The organism is Pantoea sp. EEL5 (assembly GCF_049892805.1).
Taxonomy (GTDB): Bacteria; Pseudomonadota; Gammaproteobacteria; order Enterobacterales; family Enterobacteriaceae; genus Pantoea; species Pantoea ananatis.
The window spans coordinates 24,854-44,839 of sequence record NZ_JBNDNJ010000009.1; the positions used below are offsets into that span (position 1 = coordinate 24,854).

Here is a 19,986-nt window from a genome sequence, read left to right on the forward strand (position 1 = left end):
GGGAAACCTCATATAAGGCCGTGTCGCTCTCCGCGCCAGGACGTGAACCTGCGCAGCACCACACGCGATTGAACATTAATGGTGAACTCCGGCAAGGTCTTTCTTACCGAAGGCGGCATATTATACAGGCTAATGTTTAATGCTGCAAATGTCGCCTGAGATACACGCCGTGTGCGTGTGCGTGTACACTAACCGCCCTGCTAGATGAACCGGAAAGAGACTGTTATGCCCGTTGTTCAGGTTGCCCTGCCCGTTCCCCTTCCTCGCCTGTTTGACTACCTGCCTCCTGTCGGCGTGCAGCCGGTCATTGGCGGTCGGGTGATCGTGCCTTTTGGTAACCGAAAAATGACCGGTATCGTGGTAGCATTACCTGACACCAGCGACCTGCCCGCAACCCAGCTCAAACAGGTGATATCGGTACTGGACAGCGAGTCGCTCTTTCCCCCGTCTCTGTGGCGCATTCTCCATTGGGCGGCGAACTACTATCATTCACCTCTCGGCGAGGTACTGAGCCATGCGCTACCGGTGCTGCTCAGACAAGGTAAACCTGCCCAGGATAATCCCTTATGGCGTTGGGAAATTACCGAGCAGGGCCGGGCTACTGCCCCCGAGAGCCTGAAGCGGGCCCCCAAACAGCAGCAAGGGCTTGCAACGCTGCGACAGCGGCCGCTTTATCGTCATGAAGTCACTGAGCACGATCTCACCGATGCCGCCATGCAGGCGCTGCGTGCCAAAGGGTTATGCGAATTACATGAGCATCAGCCACACAGGCATGACTGGCGCAGCAGCTTCGCGGTCAAAGGTGAACGCTTGCGCCTCAATACCGATCAGGCGACGGCAGTCGGGGCGATGCGCAGTGAAGATGAGCATTATGCGGCCTGGCTACTGGCGGGAATTACCGGATCAGGCAAGACTGAAGTTTATCTCAGCGTTCTGGAAAACGTCCTGGCCAGAGGAAAACAGGCCCTGGTGCTGGTGCCCGAAATCGGCCTGACGCCACAAACCATTGCCCGTTTCCGCGAACGTTTTGATGCGCCGGTTGATGTGCTGCACTCAGCGCTGAATGACAGCGAACGCCTTTCTGTCTGGCTACGGGCGCGCAGAGGAGAGAATGCCATCATCATCGGCACTCGCTCGGCCCTGTTTACCCCTATGGCGCGTCCGGGCGTCATTATTATCGACGAAGAGCACGACAGTTCTTACAAGCAGCAGGAAGGCTGGCGCTATCAGGCCCGCGATTTGGCCGTGTTTCGCGCCCATGAAGAGAATATTCCTGTCATCATGGGTTCCGCGACCCCGGCGCTGGAAAGCCTGCACAACGTGCGTAACGGCAAATATCGTCAGCTCGACCTGATGAAACGAGCGGGTAACGCTAAACCCGCTCTGCAGCAGCTAATCGATTTGAAAGGCGTACAGCTGACAGGCGGCCTGGCGCCTGCCCTGATCTTCAAAATGCGCCAGCATCTGAAAGCAGATAACCAGGTGTTGCTGTTCCTGAACCGCCGTGGTTTTTCACCTGCGCTGCTCTGCCACGACTGCGGCTGGATTGCCGAATGCCAGCGCTGCGATCGCTATTACACTCTGCATCAACATCATCGTCAGTTGCGCTGCCACCATTGTGACAGCCAGCGACCGCTGCCCAACCAGTGTCCACAATGTGGTTCAACTCACCTGTTACCGGTGGGCGTAGGGACGGAACAGCTTGAACAGCAGCTGGGCACGTTATTTCCCGGTGTGCCGGTATCGCGCATCGACCGGGATACCACCAGCCGCAAAGGCGCGCTGGAGCAGCATCTGGCGGATGTCCATCGCGGCGGCGCGCGTATTCTGGTGGGAACCCAGATGCTGGCAAAAGGGCATCATTTTCCTGATGTGACGCTGGTGTCACTGCTGGACGTCGACGGTGCCTTGTTTTCCGCTGACTTCCGTGCCGCAGAACGCTTCGCTCAGCTTTATACTCAGGTTGCCGGCCGCGCCGGTCGGGCCGGTAAGCAAGGCGAAGTCTTGCTGCAAACACACCATCCTGAGCATCCGCTTCTGCAAACGCTGCTCCACCAGGGCTACTTCGCTTTTGCCCAGCAAACGCTGTTGGAGCGCCAGTCGGTTTTTCTCCCTCCGTGGACACATCATGCGCTGTTTCGTGCGGAGGACATGGACAACCATCAGGCTGCAGAATTTCTGCAACAGCTGCGTAATATGCTGGAAGCCAGCCCGCTTAACGACACGGCAATGTGGTTCATGGGGCCACTGCCTGCTCTGCAGCCAAAGCGAAGCGGTCGCTGGCGCTGGCAGTTGCTGGTGCAGCATCCGTCACGCAAACGTCTGCAACAGCTGCTGAGTAGTTCGTTACCGCTGACTGGCACTTTACCGGCCTCGCGCAAGGTAAAGTGGACGCTGGACGTGGATCCTACCGAAAGCTAGGACCTGGCAGGTTGTGAGAGGGATCGAAAAACGTCGCATAAGTCACAATTTTTATGCAAATTAAGTAACGGCCCGGCATCGCAATCGATAACAATGGTGCCTGGCTTGTTTTTACCTCAGACAATACGAACGTTGAATGCGCGATTACGCATCAGGAGCATGTGTTGGATCAGAATCAACCGTCGGCTGCCGCCACGATGAAAGACGTCGCAGAAAAAGCCGGCGTCTCGACCGCTACCGTGTCGCGTGCACTCATGAACCCGGAAAAAGTCTCTTCGGCCACGCGTCAGAAAGTCGAACAGGCCGTGGCTGACGTCGGCTATGCCGCCCAGAGCATGTCCCGCCATGCCAGACGCAATGACACGCAGACGCTGCTGCTGATCGTCCCCAATATCTGCGATCCCTTCTTCAGTGAAATTATCCGCGGCGTTGAAGTCGCCGCCTCAAAGGCTGGTTATCTGGTGCTTATCGGCGACTGCGCACACCAAAAACCGCAGGAGTGGACGTTTTTAAACCTGATGCTGACCCGGCAGATCGATGGCATCGTGCTGCTGGGCGCCCAGTTACCCTTTGATGTGAGTCCTGAAGAGCAGCGCAATCTTCCGCCGATGGTGATGGCGATTGAGTTCTCGCCAGAAATGTCGTTGCCCACCGTCAATATCGATAACCTGACGGCCTCGTTTGTCGCGGTCAATCACCTGCTGCAGTTGGGTCATAAACGCATTGCCTGCCTGACCGGACCGGAAGACGTTGCACTGTGCCAGTACCGCCTTCAGGGTTATGTGCAGGCCTTACGTCGCAGCGGCATCAGCGTGGATCCCACTTATATCGTTCGGGGTGACTTCACCTTTGAATCCGGCGTTGATGCCATAAATCAGCTATTGGCTTTACCACAGCCGCCACGAGCCCTGTTTTGTCATAGCGATATCATGGCCATCGGCGCTATCAGCCAGGCAAAACGATTGGGCCTGCGCATACCGGAAGACCTGTCGGTTGTGGGGTTCGACGATATCGAACTCTCGCGTTACTGCGAGCCGCCGCTCACCACGGTGAAACAGCCCTGTTTTGAGATAGGTTGCGAAGCCGTGCGGCTGTTACTGAATGAATTACAGGGTAATAGCATTCATAACGGTTCAACGCTGCTGGATGCCGAACTGGTGGTGCGTGGTAGCACAACTTTGGCAAAAAAGGATGAGAGATAAGCGAAAAGTTCCGCTATTTTCAGGGGATTCTTAGGGCTATCATTGCTGGTCAAAGTTCCGGCCCTTAAGTAACATGGCGGGCTCCTTGCCGGGCGTGTGGTAACAACGGATTCGCCTACGTGGCATCATATTTTCAAGGGTATCAGGACGAGAGTGGCACAAAAAGATTATGTAGGCCGCGGGCGTTCAACAGGGACGCGTCGCAAGAAAAGCCCAAGCCGTGGCAAAAAAACAAAAAGCGGTTCAGGCACCTCTAAATTAATGATTGTACTGGCGGTTGCTGTATTGGTGACCTTTGCCGGTGGTTTATGGTTCCTGGCGCACCACAAGAAAGAAGACGTGCCGGTTATTACGGATCATAAAGCCAACGGGAATGGCTTACCGCCAAAGCCTGAAGAACGCTGGAAATACATCAAAGAGCTGGAAAACCGTCAGGTCACTGTGCCGACCCCAAGCGAGCCTACCTCCGGTGGCGAAGTGCAGTCACATACGCAACTGACCGATGAGCAACGCCAGCTGCTTGAGCAAATGCAGGCGGATATGCGTCAGCAACCCACCCAATTAAATGAAGTGCCGTGGAACGAGCAGACGCCAGCTCAACGCCAGCAAACGCTGCAGCATCAGCAGCAGGTACAGCAACTTCAGCGACAGCAACAGCTCCAGCAACAGCAATTGCAGTCGCAGCAACGTCAGCAGCAGGCACAACAGCAGCAGCAACGTCAGCAACAAATACAGCAGCAGCGTCAGGAGCAGCATACTCAGCAACAGCAGAGTGTGCAGCAGACACAACCCGCACCTGTTACGCGTGAACCTACTGCTCAGCCTAAAACACAGGACACCGCCAAAGCGAAACCGGCTGAAAAAGCAGCCTCGCAACGCTGGATGGTTCAGTGTGGCTCGTTTAAGGGAACAGAGCAGGCTGAATCGGTGCGCGCCGCGCTGGCGTTTGAAGGGTTTGAAAGCCGTCTGACCTCCGGCGGTGGATGGAATCGTGTCGTGGTAGGGCCCTTCAAAGACCGCGCCAGCGCAGACAGCACGCTGAAACGTCTGCGCGCTTCAGGACATTCCGGCTGCATTCCGCTCGCCGTTGGGGGTTGAAACCCGTCAAATCTGCCCCATATCTGTCTGCATGATCCTCCGCGCCCTGGGCGCGGAGCTTTTTTCCGACAGTAAAAGGGGTCTGCCCGTGACAACAATAGTAAGTGTTCGACGCAACGGCCAGGTAGTGATTGGCGGCGATGGCCAGGCTACGCTCGGTAATACCGTAATGAAAGGCAACGTCAAAAAAGTGCGTCGTCTTTACAACGATAAAGTGATTGCTGGCTTTGCTGGCGGCACTGCAGATGCCTTTACCCTGTTTGAACTCTTCGAACGCAAACTTGAAATGCATCAGGGCCATTTGGTGAAAGCGGCCGTTGAGCTGGCGAAAGACTGGCGCACCGACAGAATGTTACGCCGCCTGGAAGCGCTGCTGGCGGTGGCGGACGAATCGGCATCGCTGATCATTAGCGGTAATGGTGACGTCATCCAGCCTGAAAACGACCTTATTGCTATCGGTTCTGGCGGTCCCTATGCCCAGGCCGCTGCCCGTGCCCTGTTAGAAAATTCTGAATTGGGTGCGCGCGACATCGTTGAGAAATCGCTGAATATCGCTGGCGATATTTGCATCTACACCAACCACAACGTTAATTTCGAAGAATTAACGTCCAAGTCGTAAGGATCTAAACATGTCTGAGATGACTCCACGCGAAATCGTCAGCGAGCTGAACCGCTTTATTATTGGCCAGGACAGTGCCAAGCGCGCCGTGGCTATTGCCCTGCGTAACCGCTGGCGCCGTATGCAGCTTGACGAAGAGCTGCGTCACGAAGTGACACCTAAAAATATTCTCATGATCGGCCCAACCGGTGTGGGTAAAACAGAAATTGCTCGCCGTCTGGCAAAACTGGCCAACGCGCCGTTCATCAAAGTTGAAGCCACCAAGTTCACCGAAGTGGGCTATGTCGGCAAAGAAGTCGACTCCATTATTCGTGACCTGACGGACTCCGCGATCAAAATGGTGCGCAGCCAGGCCATTGAGAAGAACAAATATCGCGCAGAAGAAATGGCGGAAGAGCGCATTCTTGATGTGCTTATCCCACCGGCGAAAAATAACTGGGGACAGGCTGAACAAACCAGCGAGCCTTCATCTGCACGTCAGTCTTTCCGCAAGAAGCTGCGTGAAGGCCAGCTCGACGATAAAGAAATTGAGATCGATTTAGCCGCAACAGGCCCTGGCGTTGAAATCATGGCACCGCCGGGCATGGAAGAGATGACCAGCCAGCTGCAGTCCATGTTCCAGAACCTGGGCGGGCAGAAACAGAAACCGCGCAAGCTGAAAATCAAAGAAGCCTTTAAGCTGTTGATTGAAGAAGAAGCCGCCAAGCTGGTGAATCCGGAAGAGCTGAAGCAGGATGCCATTGATGCGGTAGAACAGCACGGCATCGTGTTCATCGATGAGATAGACAAAATCTGTAAGCGCGGCGGACAAAACGCGGGCGGCCCGGACGTCTCACGCGAAGGCGTTCAGCGCGACCTGCTGCCACTGGTAGAAGGCTGCACCGTGTCGACCAAGCACGGCATGGTCAAGACTGACCATATTCTGTTTATCGCCTCAGGTGCGTTCCAGGTTGCCAGCCCGTCCGATTTGATTCCTGAGTTGCAGGGTCGTTTACCGATCCGTGTTGAACTCCAGGCCCTGACGGTGAATGATTTCGAGCGCATCCTGACCGAACCTAATGCTTCAGTCACAGTGCAGTACAAAGCGCTGATGAATACCGAAGGCGTGAACATTCACTTTACTGACGATGGTATTCGTCGCATCGCGGAAGCCGCATGGCAGGTCAACGAAACCACAGAAAACATCGGTGCGCGTCGCTTGCATACCGTGCTGGAACGTCTGATGGAAGATATTTCCTATGATGCCAGCGATCGGAGCGGTGAATCCGTCACCATTGATGCCGAATATGTGGGTAAACATCTGGATGAGCTGGTTGCAGACGAAGACCTGAGCCGCTTCATCCTGTAACGTTCACCTGTCTATGTGCTGTATCAAAGCCCGGCCAGTTTGGCTGGGCTTTTTTCTGCATGCGCTTGATGCGGTACCGGTTTTTTACCGCTGATGATTTTGCCAACAATTGGCATAAAGCGATATACTTAGCGCTCCTGTGGCAAACAGACGAAACCCTTATGAAATACGATACTTCTGAACTCTGCGACATCTACCACGAAGAAGTGAACGTTGTTGAACCGCTTTTCTCAAATTTCGGTGGGCGGACCTCATTCGGCGGTCAGATAACCACAGTGAAATGTTTTGAAGACAACGGGCTGCTTTACGATCTGCTGGAAGAGAACGGTCGTGGCCGCGTGTTGCTGATTGATGGCGGTGGCTCAGTACGCCGCGCTTTAGTTGATGCGCAGCTTGCCCGACTGGCAGCGCAGAATGAGTGGGAAGGCATCGTGGTTTACGGTTCGGTACGTCAGGTAGACGAACTGGAAGAACTGGAAATCGGCATTCAGGCTATCGCCGCTATTCCGGCAGGCGCGGCCGGTGAAGGCATTGGCGAAAGCGATGTGCGCGTGAATTTCGGCGGCGTCACCTTCTTCTCTGGCGACCATCTCTATGCGGATAACACCGGGATGATTTTATCGGAAGATCCGCTCGACATTGAATAATGTCAGCAAACGAAAACGGGTGCCAGGCACCCGTTTTTCGCATTAGTTGAGGCTTATACCTCTTCCATTTTTCCCAACAGCGCACGCAGGCGTTCTTGCCAGACATGCTGCTCCTCTTTCAGATGCTGATTTTCGCGCATCAGTGCTTCATGGTTGCCAGCAGCATTCTGCGCGTCGTGACGCAGGTTGTTGTTCTGCTCTTTCAGCTCTTCAATTTCCATTTGCAGCAGGGTGATAGTATCAATCGCCTGCTGTACTTTTGCTTCCAGTTTCTCAAACACTTCAAATGACATCTTTCTGACCTCTCCTAAAATCCTGCAAGGCGTTGATGATGCCAGCTTTCGCGCACAAGGCGTTTACCAGCAACGTTGTCCCGATTGTATGTAGCCTCATCACGCAAGTCCAGCAACGCGGGCCTGCAGACCGCCGTCAGTAACATTTTTCAGCCTATCCCTAAAATGTTCCTTTCCCACCTGTTTGCATAGCGAAGCCGGTATCACGCGGAGGAAAACGGCCCAAATGGCGCTTAAGGAAAATCAAAACACGCGAAAACGCGCATTTTTTTGACACACTACACAAAAATCGATTTCGCTATTTCTCGTTTATGCTCGTTAACGATAAATTAACAACAGCCCTACATCAAAGATGGGTGACTCACGGAATGAGAACAAAAACTGATAAAATTTAACCTCGCTTCAGGAACAACTATCATGAGTCAGACTACAACCACACTCAAAGGTCAGTGTATTGCCGAATTTCTGGGTACCGGTTTGATCCTGTTTTTTGGCGCGGGTTGCGTTGCCGCGCTTAAGCTGGCTGGTGCCACTTTTGGCCAATGGGAAATCTGTATCGTCTGGGGGCTGGCCGTTTCTATGGCGGTCTACCTCAGCGCAGGTGTGTCAGGTGCCCATCTCAACCCGGCAGTGACTGTCGCACTCTGCCTGTTCGCCAATTTCGAAGGCCGTAAAGTCCTCCCTTATATTCTGTCTCAGGTGGCCGGTGCTTTCTGTGGCGCGGCGCTGGTCTACGGACTTTACTACAGCTTGTTTATCAATTTCGAACAAAGTCATAACATGGTACGGGGTTCAGTTGAAAGCCTGAGCCTGGCGGGCATTTTTTCTACCTACCCGAATCCGCAAATTAGCGTAGGTCAGGCCTTCCTGGTTGAAATGGTGATCACTGCAGTCCTGATGTCCGTGATTATGGCACTGACCGACGATGGCAATGGCGTCCCGCGTGGCCCGATGGCACCGCTGCTGATTGGCCTGCTGGTTGCCGTTATTGGTGGCTCTATGGGCCCATTGACCGGCTTTGCCCTGAACCCGGCACGTGACTTCGGACCGAAAGTCTTCGAGTGGCTGGCTGGCTGGGGCACCGTTGCCTTCACTGGCGGTCATCAGATTCCGTATTTCCTTGTGCCAATTTTTGGCCCACTGGTCGGTGCTTGCCTGGGAGCCTTTGGTTATCGCGCCCTGATTGGCCGCCATTTACCCGGTGCGGTGATTTCCCCACCGACCAGTGACAAACCGATTGCGTCCGCGCATGAACGTAAAGCGTAAGTTCCACTTTTTATCATCAGGAATGAATTTATGACTACCACCGATAAAAAATACATCGTCGCTCTCGATCAGGGCACAACCAGTTCACGTGCTGTGGTGCTGGATCACGACGCTAACATTGTGGCGGTATCGCAACGCGAATTTACCCAAATCTATCCGAAAGCGGGCTGGGTAGAGCATGACCCAATGGATATCTGGGCATCACAGAGTTCTACGCTGGTTGAAGTGCTGGCACATGCTGATATTCGCTCCGATGAAATCGCGGCGATTGGGATTACTAACCAGCGTGAAACCGCGATCGTCTGGGATAAAGAAACCGGTAAGCCAGTCTATAACGCCATCGTCTGGCAGGATCCCCGTACTGCTGACTACTGTAATAAGCTGAAGAAAGAGGGACTGGAAGAGTATATCCAGCACACCACCGGTCTGGTGATTAACCCTTACTTTTCTGGCACCAAAGTTAAGTGGATCCTGGATAACGTAGAAGGCGCGCGCGAGCGTGCAAAACGTGGCGAACTGCTGTTTGGTACAGTCGACACCTGGCTGGTGTGGAAAATGACCCAGGGGCGCGTGCACATCACCGATTACACCAACGCCTCACGTACCATGCTGTTCAACATCCACAAGCTTGAGTGGGATGAGCGCATGCTGGAAATCCTGGATATCCCGCGTGCGATGCTGCCAGAAGTGAAATCTTCGTCTGAAGTGTATGGTCAGACAAACATTGGTGGTAAAGGCGGTACGCGTATTCCTATCGCGGGTATCGCAGGCGACCAGCAGGCTGCGCTGTATGGTCAACTGTGCGTTCAGCCGGGTATGGCGAAAAACACCTACGGCACCGGCTGCTTTATGCTGATGAACACCGGTACCGAAGCTGTCACCTCAACGCACGGCCTGCTGACCACTATCGCCTGCGGGCCACGTGGTGAAGTCAACTATGCACTGGAAGGGGCGGTCTTTATCGGCGGCGCGGCCATTCAGTGGTTACGCGATGAGATGAAGCTGATCAGCGATTCGGCTGACTCAGAATACTTCGCGATGAAAGTGAAAGATTCAAACGGTGTATATATGGTTCCTGCCTTTACTGGCCTGGGTGCACCTTACTGGGATCCCTATGCACGTGGCGCGCTGTTCGGCCTGACACGTGGTGCGAATGCGAACCACATCATCCGTGCAACGCTGGAGTCCATCGCTTATCAAACACGTGATGTCCTGGAAGCCATGCAGAATGATGCCAACACGCGCCTGCAGGCTCTGCGTGTGGACGGAGGAGCAGTAGCTAACAACTTCCTGATGCAGTTCCAGTCAGACATTCTTGGCACACGCGTTGAGCGACCTGAAGTGCGTGAAGTCACTGCGCTGGGTGCCGCGTACCTGGCAGGTCTGGCGGTAGGTTTCTGGCAGGATCTGGAAGAAGTCCGTGCCAAAGCCGTGATTGAGCGCGAATTCCGTCCAACACTTGAAACCACAGAGCGTAACGTCCGTTATGCCGGCTGGAAGAAAGCTGTCGCGCGCGCGCAAGCGTGGGAAGAACAAGAGTAATCCGCACTGCGCCCGTGACCTCCTCCGTCACGGGCCTTTTCCCCGCCTTCTCCCTCCGCTACACTGCCAGCCTGTTTTTTGTCAGGTACATGCAATGAAACGAGAACTTGCCATTGAATTTTCCCGCGTAACTGAGGCTGCCGCACTGGCTGGTTATAAGTGGTTAGGGCGCGGCGATAAAAACGCGGCGGACGGTGCCGCCGTTCATGCCATGCGTCATGTCTTAAATACCATTCAGATCGATGGACAGATAGTGATCGGCGAAGGGGAAATTGACGAAGCCCCTATGCTCTACATCGGCGAAAAAGTGGGCACGGGTCAGGGCGACGCGGTGGATATTGCCGTCGATCCTATTGAAGGTACCCGCATGACGGCCATGGGACAGGCCAATGCGCTTGCCGTGATGGCCGTCGGTGACAAAGGCAGTTTTCTTCATGCGCCTGACATGTATATGGAGAAGCTTATCGTCGGTCCGGCGGCGCGGGGCCATATCAATCTGGATCTCCCGCTTGAGATTAACCTGCGTAATATCGCCATCGCCATGAATAAGCCGTTGTCACAACTCACCGTGTCCATTCTGTCAAAGCCGCGCCATGACGCCGTTATCGAGCAGCTTAAACAGCTGGGCGTAAGACTATTCGCGTTCCCTGATGGTGATGTGGCGGCCTCCATTCTGACCTGTATGCCCGACAGCGAAGTTGACGTGATGTACGGTATTGGCGGCGCGCCTGAAGGCGTGGTATCGGCCGCTGTGATTCGTGCGTTGGATGGTGATATGCAGGGCAGATTACTGGCACGACATCACGTAAAAGGTGACAGCGAAGAGAACCGCAGGATTGGGGAATATGAGCTGAAACGCTGCGCTGGCATGGGGATTGAGGCAGGAAAAGTCCTGCCCCTGCAGGCGATGGCGCGAAACGATAACGTGATCTTTGCCGCCACCGGTATCACCAGTGGTGATCTGCTGAAAGGCATCACCCGTCAGGGCAATATGGCCACCAGTGAAACCCTGTTAATTCGCGGCAAATCACGCACGATTCGCCGCATCCAGTCTGTGCATTACCTGGACCGCAAAGATCCGGTTTTGCATCCCTTTATCCTGTAACAGCCTGATTCTCGCCTGCTGGCTGTCGCGAAAGCGGCAGCCAGCACAGCAACATCACCAGAGCCGTGATAACCATCAGCAGGCCAAGGCTGAACTGATCGCGCTGAGGCATTAACGCCGACAGGGACGCCACCAGCCCGGAACCCAAATTCTGTAACCCCCCAATCAGTGCGCCCGCACTTCCTGCGAGCCAGGCATAGGGCTCCATCGCACCGGATGTGGCCAGGGGAAACAGCATTCCCGCGCCAAAGAAAAACAGCGACGCCGGTATCAATAACGTCCAGATTGTCATGATGCCAAACCAGGCAGGTATCCACATCAACACCGCCGCCAGCAGGCAACTGTTGACGCCAAACCACATCAGGCTATGCCAGGAGCGCTGTTCACGTCCGGCGAACCAGGCACCAAAGAAGGCCGCAGGAATAGGTAAGATAAACAAAATACTGACGGTGAAACTGTTCAGGCCCAGAACGCCACCGAGCAGCACGCCACAGCTGGCCTCAAAGACGGCAATGCCGGCCAGTGCGCCAATCAGCAGCACCAGATAACGGACGAAATTCGCATCACGTAACAGCCGGATATAGCGTTTTAAGAAGGGCGTGACTTCGGCACCGTTTGGGCGCGTCTCCGGTAGCCAGCGCGCCATGGCGACCGTCACCATCAGACACAGCAACAGCAAAAAAGCAAAGCAGGCATGCCAGCCAAACAGCTGCGTTAACAGTGCGCCAATCACCGGTGCCACTAAAGGGCTGGCGAGCACGCCCATATTAAGCCAGCTGTTCGCCTGACGTAGGGCATGACCGTTATAAAGATCGCGCGGCATGGTTCGCGCCATGACACCGGCCACGCCGGTGCCCGCGCCCTGAATCGCACTGCCCGTGACCAGCATATCCAGCGACGAGGCCATCATGGCGGCAATCGCGCCGATCATAAAGATCGCCATCCCCGCCAGGATCACCGGACGGCGCCCCACGCTGTCAGAGAGCGGACCGTAGATCAGCTGCGATCCGCCGTAGGTGATTAAATAGGCCGCCATGACATGCTGCATCATGCCATTTCGCACCTGAAGTGCATCCGCCATTGCCGCCATGGCGGGCACATAGATGGTCTGAGCCATCTGCCCGACTGCGACCAGTGCAATGAGCATGATCAGCAACGGACGATTTTCTATTTTCTTCATCATCTTTTAACGAAAGGTCTATATGAACAGGGACGATTAAACAGCACAAATAACGGCTGAAACCCGTTGTGGCAGGAAAATATCAGGATTTCATGACAAAGCGAGTGATTCATAAAAAGTGGCGGGGCAATTCACGTCAATAATTGCAACCAGGATGTAAACTAAATATTACAGTTTGTCGATTAGAGCCTTTGCAGCCTGACGGACTGGTAATCTGCCAGTGCAGTAGAGAAGATGTTTATTCGCCAGACGATTCAACGCTGAAGGAGTAACCATGGCCGAGTGGATCAATGCTCAAGTAAAGGAAGTAAAAAACTGGACTGACGCGCTGTTTAGCTTGCGGGTTAAGGCCCCTATCGCCCCGTTTAGTGCCGGGCAGTACGCCAAGCTGGCACTGGAGATCGAAGGTGAACGAGTGCAACGTGCTTACTCTTACGTCAATGCGCCCAATGACGACCTGCTTGAGTTTTACTTAGTCACCGTACCCGACGGCAAATTGAGTCCACACTTACAGGCGCTGCGCCCCGGTGAGCAGGTCATGATTACCAAAGATGCTGCAGGCTTTTTTATTCTGGATGAAGTCCCGGAATGTCAGACCTTATGGATGCTGGCAACCGGTACGGCAGTGGGGCCTTATTTGTCCATTTTGCAGCAGGGTGAAGGCCTGGATCGCTTTAAACATATCGTACTGGTGCATGCCGCACGTTACGCAGCCGACCTCAGCTTTTTACCGCTAATGCAGCAGCTCCAGCAGATCTATAACGGCAAGCTGCAGGTGATCACGGTCGTCAGTCGTGAAGAAAGTATGGGCTCATTAACCGGACGTGTTCCGGCATTAATCGAAAGTGGCGAGCTGGAGCGGGCGGCCGGATTGACTATTGATGCAGAAACCAGCCATGTGATGGTCTGCGGCAATCCACAGATGGTACGAGATACGCAGCAGCTGTTGAAAGAGACACGCGGCATGCGCAAGCACCTGAAGCGCAAGCCCGGTCATATCACCAGCGAGAATTACTGGTAAGTCGCCCGCTTCAGACGTAAAGGCACCGGTGCGGCACCAAAGCGGTTATCGCCAGCGGTGCCACGAAACAGGCCTAAGTCCAGGATCAGTCCTGCCAGAATGATAAATGGCAGCGCGCGGCCAATAATCCACTGCAGGACAGCGCCGGTCATGCTCCAGTTACCTGCCATCAGCAACCAGGCAGCGATGAGTAACAGCGCCCAGTAACCGCGGCGATCACGATCGTGCAGGCGCTTAACCACGATGGCGCTGGCCGGCCACAATAAACACACGATGCCAAACGCAGCCATTTGCGTATCCACCAGATCGTTACCGGCTAAAAAGAACAGGACGCTGGTTAACAGCAACCAGATTGCCTGCCAGAGCCAGAAATCACGGCGCCCGACGCGACCACGAAACGAAAAAAACCATTGCTGTAATATCATGCATGCTCCCCAGACAAAATTTTACCTGCACGCTTTTGACCTTAGAGGTAAAAACCGTTCTAATTTGATTCCGAGTTTATTGGTCAGGGCCGACAAAATGAAGAATTTGCCAGGCGCACTGTTGCTGAGTCTTGCGCTGACGGTTCCGGTATTTGCTGCCGATCCGCCGCCACTCGACAAGGCCGAACATATGCCTACCGCGCCCTATCTGTTAACAGGCGCGCCCACGCTGGATATGACTATCGGCCAGTTTCGTGAAAAATATAATCTCGCGAACCCTCAACTGCCGCTACTGGAGTATCGCGCCATTGACTCCCGCGATGAGAAAACCGATCTGACGCGGGCAGCCACCAAGATCAACGAAACGCTTTACTCCTCGACCGCGCTTGAGCCTGGCACAGGTAAAATTAAAACGCTGCAGGTCACCTGGCTTCCGGTTCCGGGCCCGGATCAAAGTGCGTCCCAGGCCAGAGCCATGGATTATATGACCGCAATATTACGTTTTTTTGTGCCGGGACTCACGCCAGAAGAAGGGCGTAAAAAGCTGGAAACATTACTTAAAGCGGGCAAAGGCTCACGATACTACGAGCACGTTGAAGGCGCACTGCGTTTTGTGGTGTCTGATAACGGGGATAAAGGATTAACCTTTGCCATTGAGCCGGTAAAACTTGCGCTGGCTGCGCCCTGATGGACGGGGCAAAAATGACGAAAAGCAAAGCCACGACGTTATTTGATCTCTATACTGTCTGGCAGACAACGTTGCCCCGGGGCAGCGCCATTTCATGTATCGCGTTATGCGGAGGATAGAATGCGACATCCACTGGTTATGGGTAACTGGAAGTTGAATGGCAGCAAGCATATGACAGCCGAACTGATCGACGGTCTGCGCAAAGAACTGTCGGGCGTTGAGGGTTGTGGCGTCGCTATTGCACCGCCCGCGCTCTATCTTGATCAGGCTAAACACGCCATCTCCGGTAGCCACATCGCTCTGGGTGCTCAAAACGTTGATGTAAACCTCTCTGGCGCATTTACCGGCGAAGTGTCCGCTGAAATGCTGAAAGATATCGGCGCGAAATACATCATCATTGGTCACTCAGAACGTCGCACTTATCACAAAGAGAGTGACGAGTTCATTGCGAAAAAATATGCCGTGTTGAAAACCGCTGGCCTGGTGCCGGTTCTGTGCATCGGTGAAACCGAAGCGGAAAACGAAGCGGGCAAAACCGAAGAAGTCTGTGCACGCCAGCTTGATGCGGTGCTGACCACGCAGGGTGCAGAAGCGTTCAAAGATGCGGTCATCGCTTACGAGCCGGTATGGGCGATCGGTACCGGGAAGTCAGCCACACCTGCTCAGGCGCAGGCCGTTCACAAATTTATTCGTGACCACATTGCCAAAAAAGATGCGGCTATCGCTGAGCAAGTGATTATTCAGTACGGCGGCTCAGTTAACGATAAAAACGCTGCCGAGCTGTTTACTCAGCCAGACATCGACGGTGCCCTGGTTGGCGGCGCGTCGCTGAAAGCCGATGCGTTTGCCGTGATCGTTAAAGCTGCTGCGGCGGCTAAACAACGCTAACCGGCGATTGAGCACAGCATAAGCGGCCTCATCAGGCCGCTTTTTTTATGGGTTGCAGCAGGGCGCAGTCGTGATCCTGCACCTCCTCTGCCGATCCCTTATTCAGCAAAAGCCAGTTGCGCGCTACCGCCATCAGCACCAGACGACCATCGGGTAAGCTTGCCAGTGCCATACCGTATTTCCCCATCGCATTCTTAGCATCAGGGACTTCAGACGCTAACCGGATAAAGACACTCTGTTGATCCAGTTCCGCCTGACTGAGCACCCGCACAATATAGTGATGGTTCAGAAAGGTAACATCCTTCCACTGCGCATTGAGAGTCGGTGCCAGTCCATCCAGTTGCTGACGGACATCGGGCCGTAAGCAGGAAATATGAATATGGAGCTGATTCTGAGTTCGGCCGTACTCGGAGTTGATCGCCAGCGACAGCACGGTGTCTTTAATGGGCGAGCCGAATTTCTGCGCCACTACGCCTCTGTCATGCCAGGCAAAGCTGAAAAAATTGGGTGTGGCTGTGCTGAGCAACCGCGGGCTTTCGATGCCGGTTATCTTATCAACGGGAATTAACAGGTATTGCAAGGGACCGTTACGGTCTTTGAGCAGTGTATAACGATGCTGCAGATCAACTCGCAGGCAAGGCGCGGGTTGCCCGTTATTCTGCTGATTGGGTACGCACTTTTCGCTGACGATCTGCCAAAGCGCATCGGCATTGCCTTTAACATGAAGGGAAGCTATCCCCATTCCTGCCACGACAAGCACCAGCAGAAACGCAATGATGATGAAGGCCCGACGATTTGCCTGCATAGTTACCCTCTCCATACTGAATCAATCAGCATCCTCGCCTGACAGCGCCGGAATGTCACGCATAAAAAAACCAGCGTTTCCGCTGGTTTAGATTGTGTCAGGCGATCGTTACGGCTTCATGACCTGGTCATAGGTGCCGCCATCCGCGAAGTGGGTTTTTTGTGCCTTAGCCCAACCGCCGAATTTCTCGTCCACAGTAAACAATTTTACAGGGGCAAAGGTGCTGGCAAACTTCTTCGCAACCTCAGCATTGCGCGGACGATAGTAATTCTCGGCTGCAATCGTCTGTCCCTCGGTCGAATAGAGATACTTCAGATAGGCCTCAGCCACTGGGCGCGTTCCCTTCTCATCAACCACTTTATCCACCACGGAAACCGTCGGCTCTGCCAGAATAGACTCGCTTGGAGTAACGATCTCAAACTTGTCTTTGCCCAGCTTATTCACGGCCAGGTACGCCTCATTTTCCCAGGCGATCAGAACATCACCAATGCCGCGCTCAACGAAGGTGTTGGTCGCACCGCGCGCACCGGAATCCTGCACTTCAACATTTTTAAACAGGGCTTTGACATAGCTTAGCGCTTTTGCCTGATCGCCGTTGTTGTGATCCAACGCCCAGCCCCAGGCTGCCAGGTAATTCCAGCGTGCACCACCTGAGGTTTTTGGATTAGGCGTGATGACGGAAACGCCAGGTTTGATCAGATCGTTCCAGTCATGGATCCCTTTTGGATTACCCTTGCGGACCAGGAACACAATCGTGGAAGTATAAGGTGCCGAGTTATCCGGCAGACGCTTAATCCAGTTCTTATCAATGCGGCCACGTTCAGCAATCGCATCAATATCAGACTGCAGCGCCAGCGTCACGACGTCAGCACGAATGCCGTTTATCACTGATGTGGCCTGCTTGCCTGAGCCGCCATGCGACTGACGGATCACCACATTATCGCCCGTTTCCTGTTTATAGTGCGCACTGAAGGCCTTGTTGTACTGCTCATACAGCTCACGGGTGGGATCGTAAGAAACGTTTAACAGCTGAATATCCTTCGCCAGAACACTGCCTGATGCCAGTAACAAGCTAATACCGATGGCCCATTTATTCATTGCGCACTCTCCCAGTTCATTATGGGACAAGCGTGACATAAACTTTTTCAGAGCTAAAAGAATTAAAAATAAGCGGTTATAACTTTGGGGAATATACGGAAGGTATAAGGGCATGCCTGAAGCGCATGCCCGTTAATGCGGTGAAATCAGTAAAGCTGCTTCGCGGTATCCATCCAGTCACGCTTGAATGGACGCTTCATGTTCTCGATCGCATCAATGATGTCATGGTGCACCATTTTGTCGTTCTGAATACCCACACAGCGGCCACCGTAGCCCTGCATGAGCAGTTCAATGGAATACGCGCCCATGCGGGATGCAAGAATACGATCATATGCGCACGGCGCACCGCCACGCTGAATGTGGCCAAGTACCGTCGCGCGCGTTTCGCGCTTCGTTTCGGTCTCAATAAACCGCGCCAGATCGTCGATATCACAGATATGTTCAGTGATAGCAACAATCGCATGCTTTTTACCTTTCGCGATGCCGGCCTTAATTTCTGCCACCAGCTCTTCACGGGTATAGGGAATTTCTGGCAACACGATAAACTCGCATCCACCAGCGATAGCGGCAGCCAGGGTCAAATCGCCACAGTAACGGCCCATCACTTCAACGATGGAGATGCGCTGGTGTGATGAAGAAGTATCACGCAGGCGGTCAATCGCCTCCACCACCGTCTCCAGTGCGGTAAAGTAGCCAATGGTGTAATCGGTGCCGGCAACATCGTTATCGATCGTGCCTGGCAGGCCGATACAGGGGAATCCCATCTCGGTCAGTCGCTTGGCGCCCATATAGGAACCGTCCCCGCCGATCACGACTAACGCATCAATACCGCGCTTTTTCAGGTTTTCAATGGCCACCTGACGGACATCATCGTTACGAAACTCAGGAAAACGCGCTGAACCCAAAAAAGTGCCGCCGCGATTGATCATGTCAGATACGCTGTAACGATCGAGATTGATCATCCGGTCTTCGTACAAACCCTGATAGCCGTCATAGATACCAAAAACTTCCAGCCCTTCACTTAACGCGGAGCGAACCACGCCGCGAATGGCTGCGTTCATGCCTGGGGCGTCACCGCCGCTGGTCAGTACACCAATTTTTTTGATCATGACAACCTCTGGATTGTTCGAAGCTAAGGGTTAATCCGGCCTGTTCAACGCTGATAAACACGATTGTGATGAGCGCAACATATAATGGCAGATAGTATATCAAAGGCCTGCGGCTGAATTGATTCAGGTCAGACAACTTTTCACTAATTTTTTGCAGCAATGTTAAAAACGTGCCGTTTCCATTTTATTAACTTAATTCATGTAAGTTAAAAGTTAAAAGAATCCTGCTTTTCAAACGGTACCACAGAACAGGGATCCTGATGAATAATGACGTCAGAACCGGGAAACGCTTTTCGCAGCGCTTTCTCTACCTGATCGGCAATACGATGAGCCTGGACGAGCGGTAACTGATCTTCGAGCTCAACGTGAAGCTGGATAAACTTTGTCGGGCCGGACTGACGCGTACGCACATCGTGTACGCCCTGCACACCCGGCCAGTTGAGGGAAATCGCAATAATTTGTTGCCGCTCTTCATCGGGTAATGCTCTGTCCAGTAAAGACTGAACGGCTTCATGGCCCATCCGCAGCGCACTAAAAAGAATATAGACGCCAATCCCTAACGCAAACAGTGCATCAGCGCGCGTGAAACCGTAGCTGCTTAATATCAGCGCCACCAGGATAGCCCCGTTCATAAACACATCTGACTGATAGTGCAGCATATCTGCGCGAATGGCCTGACTCCGGGTTTTACGCACGACCCAGCGCTGGAAGGTGACCAGTACTAATGTCGAAACCAGCGCTACGACGGTGACAACAATTCCGATGCCCGGCGAGCGCAGTTCGTTAGGGGAAGCGAGATGTTGAATACCCGTAAGAAAGAGGAAAAGGGCTGAACCCGAAATGAACATGCTTTGGGCCAGCGCGGCCAGCGACTCCGCTTTACCATGCCCAAATGTATGATCGTCATCGGCGGGCTGTAAGGAATAACGCACCACCAGCAGGTTGGTCAGCGAGGCGGCAATATCCACCAGGGAATCGACCAGCGCGGCCAGCAGGCTAACCGATCCGGTGTACCACCAGGCAAAAATCTTCACAACCAACAAGACGGAAGCCAGCAGCGTCGCCGCGACTGCCGCAGACTGGATTAACTTTCCGTACGAAGCCTGCATGCCAAACTCCATAGACATATTACTGAAACGTAACGCAGTATGAGAGAAAGGCTAAGTTTAACACTACAGAAGGCGTCGCGCCTGACTGTCTGAACGGCGAAGAAACAGGATGAAATGGCATT

General features: G+C 53.8%; 19 protein-coding genes. 12 read left to right on the forward strand and 7 right to left on the reverse strand.

The window, feature by feature from the left end; genetic code table 11:
• Positions 1-225 precede the first annotated feature (225 nt).
• From priA to rraA, 6 genes are all read left to right on the forward strand, one after another.
• Positions 226-2,421 (forward strand): primosomal protein N', encoded by a 2,196-nt coding sequence (gene priA / locus ACPXSQ_RS21635; RefSeq protein ID WP_019105407.1) that lies wholly within the window; start codon positions 226-228, stop codon positions 2,419-2,421.
• A gap of 164 nt (positions 2,422-2,585) precedes the next feature.
• Complete coding sequence (gene cytR, locus ACPXSQ_RS21640; RefSeq protein ID WP_014604768.1) at positions 2,586-3,623, forward strand: DNA-binding transcriptional regulator CytR; 1,038 nt, start codon at positions 2,586-2,588, stop codon at positions 3,621-3,623.
• A 153-nt stretch (positions 3,624-3,776) separates the two neighbouring features.
• Positions 3,777-4,721, forward strand: a complete 945-nt coding sequence (ftsN, locus tag ACPXSQ_RS21645) for a cell division protein FtsN (RefSeq protein WP_014604767.1) — start codon at positions 3,777-3,779, stop codon at positions 4,719-4,721.
• Positions 4,722-4,809: 88 nt separating this feature from the next.
• Positions 4,810-5,340, forward strand: a complete 531-nt coding sequence (hslV, locus tag ACPXSQ_RS21650; RefSeq protein WP_024471414.1) for an ATP-dependent protease subunit HslV — start codon at positions 4,810-4,812, stop codon at positions 5,338-5,340.
• 10 nt (positions 5,341-5,350) lie between these two features.
• Positions 5,351-6,688 carry an HslU--HslV peptidase ATPase subunit gene (gene hslU / locus ACPXSQ_RS21655; RefSeq protein WP_013027692.1) on the forward strand — a complete coding sequence of 446 codons (1,338 nt, stop codon included), beginning with the start codon at positions 5,351-5,353 and terminating at the stop codon, positions 6,686-6,688.
• 161 nt (positions 6,689-6,849) lie between these two features.
• The gene (gene rraA / locus ACPXSQ_RS21660) at positions 6,850-7,335 is read left to right on the forward strand and encodes a ribonuclease E activity regulator RraA (RefSeq protein ID WP_013027693.1); all 486 of its coding nucleotides are present in this window, start codon (positions 6,850-6,852) and stop codon (positions 7,333-7,335) included.
• Positions 7,336-7,388: 53 nt separating this feature from the next.
• Here the strand turns inward: rraA and zapB are convergent, their stop codons facing one another.
• Positions 7,389-7,628, reverse strand: coding sequence for a cell division protein ZapB (gene zapB / locus ACPXSQ_RS21665; RefSeq protein ID WP_014594885.1), 240 nt, complete (start codon positions 7,626-7,628; stop codon positions 7,389-7,391).
• A gap of 417 nt (positions 7,629-8,045) precedes the next feature.
• On the opposite strand from zapB, the gene ACPXSQ_RS21670 reads away from it, so the two are divergent.
• The 3 genes from ACPXSQ_RS21670 to glpX all read left to right on the forward strand — a co-directional run bounded on the left by ACPXSQ_RS21670 (position 8,046) and on the right by glpX (position 11,541).
• Positions 8,046-8,894 (forward strand): MIP/aquaporin family protein, encoded by an 849-nt coding sequence (locus ACPXSQ_RS21670; RefSeq protein ID WP_013027695.1) that lies wholly within the window; start codon positions 8,046-8,048, stop codon positions 8,892-8,894.
• A 30-nt stretch (positions 8,895-8,924) separates the two neighbouring features.
• On the forward strand, positions 8,925-10,436 hold the full coding sequence (gene glpK / locus ACPXSQ_RS21675) for a glycerol kinase GlpK (protein ID WP_014594886.1): 1,512 nt from the start codon (positions 8,925-8,927) through the stop codon (positions 10,434-10,436).
• 94 nt (positions 10,437-10,530) lie between these two features.
• Positions 10,531-11,541 carry a class II fructose-bisphosphatase gene (gene glpX / locus ACPXSQ_RS21680; RefSeq protein ID WP_014604766.1) on the forward strand — a complete coding sequence of 337 codons (1,011 nt, stop codon included), beginning with the start codon at positions 10,531-10,533 and terminating at the stop codon, positions 11,539-11,541.
• Here the strand turns inward: glpX and emrD are convergent.
• A complete protein-coding gene (gene emrD, locus ACPXSQ_RS21685; RefSeq protein WP_013027698.1) occupies positions 11,531-12,724 on the reverse strand; it encodes a multidrug efflux MFS transporter EmrD in 1,194 nt (397 codons plus the stop codon). The two genes, glpX and emrD, sit on opposite strands and share 11 nt — an antisense overlap.
• A gap of 271 nt (positions 12,725-12,995) precedes the next feature.
• Here emrD and fpr point away from each other — a divergent pair, with 271 nt between their 5' ends.
• Complete coding sequence (fpr, locus tag ACPXSQ_RS21690) at positions 12,996-13,742, forward strand: ferredoxin--NADP(+) reductase (protein WP_013027699.1); 747 nt, start codon at positions 12,996-12,998, stop codon at positions 13,740-13,742.
• Here fpr and ACPXSQ_RS21695 read toward each other — a convergent pair.
• The gene (locus ACPXSQ_RS21695) at positions 13,733-14,167 is read right to left on the reverse strand and encodes a DUF805 domain-containing protein (protein ID WP_426144389.1); all 435 of its coding nucleotides are present in this window, start codon (positions 14,165-14,167) and stop codon (positions 13,733-13,735) included. The two genes, fpr and ACPXSQ_RS21695, sit on opposite strands and share 10 nt — an antisense overlap.
• A 97-nt stretch (positions 14,168-14,264) precedes the next feature.
• Here ACPXSQ_RS21695 and ACPXSQ_RS21700 point away from each other — a divergent pair, with 97 nt between their 5' ends.
• Both ACPXSQ_RS21700 and tpiA read left to right on the forward strand, forming a co-directional pair.
• The gene (locus tag ACPXSQ_RS21700) at positions 14,265-14,855 is read left to right on the forward strand and encodes a DUF1454 family protein (RefSeq protein WP_014604764.1); all 591 of its coding nucleotides are present in this window, start codon (positions 14,265-14,267) and stop codon (positions 14,853-14,855) included.
• A 120-nt stretch (positions 14,856-14,975) separates the two neighbouring features.
• On the forward strand, positions 14,976-15,743 hold the full coding sequence (tpiA, locus tag ACPXSQ_RS21705; protein WP_014594889.1) for a triose-phosphate isomerase: 768 nt from the start codon (positions 14,976-14,978) through the stop codon (positions 15,741-15,743).
• Between the two features lie 31 nt (positions 15,744-15,774).
• Here the strand turns inward: tpiA and ACPXSQ_RS21710 are convergent, their stop codons facing one another.
• From ACPXSQ_RS21710 to fieF, 4 genes are all read right to left on the reverse strand, one after another.
• Positions 15,775-16,548 (reverse strand): CDP-diacylglycerol diphosphatase, encoded by a 774-nt coding sequence (locus ACPXSQ_RS21710; RefSeq protein ID WP_210452362.1) that lies wholly within the window; start codon positions 16,546-16,548, stop codon positions 15,775-15,777.
• Between the two features lie 108 nt (positions 16,549-16,656).
• The gene (locus ACPXSQ_RS21715) at positions 16,657-17,646 is read right to left on the reverse strand and encodes a sulfate ABC transporter substrate-binding protein (protein ID WP_015699313.1); all 990 of its coding nucleotides are present in this window, start codon (positions 17,644-17,646) and stop codon (positions 16,657-16,659) included.
• 146 nt (positions 17,647-17,792) lie between these two features.
• A complete protein-coding gene (gene pfkA, locus ACPXSQ_RS21720; protein ID WP_006121288.1) occupies positions 17,793-18,755 on the reverse strand; it encodes a 6-phosphofructokinase in 963 nt (320 codons plus the stop codon).
• A 206-nt stretch (positions 18,756-18,961) separates the two neighbouring features.
• Entirely contained in the window at positions 18,962-19,864 is a 903-nt protein-coding gene (gene fieF, locus ACPXSQ_RS21725) for a CDF family cation-efflux transporter FieF (protein ID WP_014604761.1), read from the reverse strand.
• Positions 19,865-19,986: the final 122 nt, after the last annotated feature.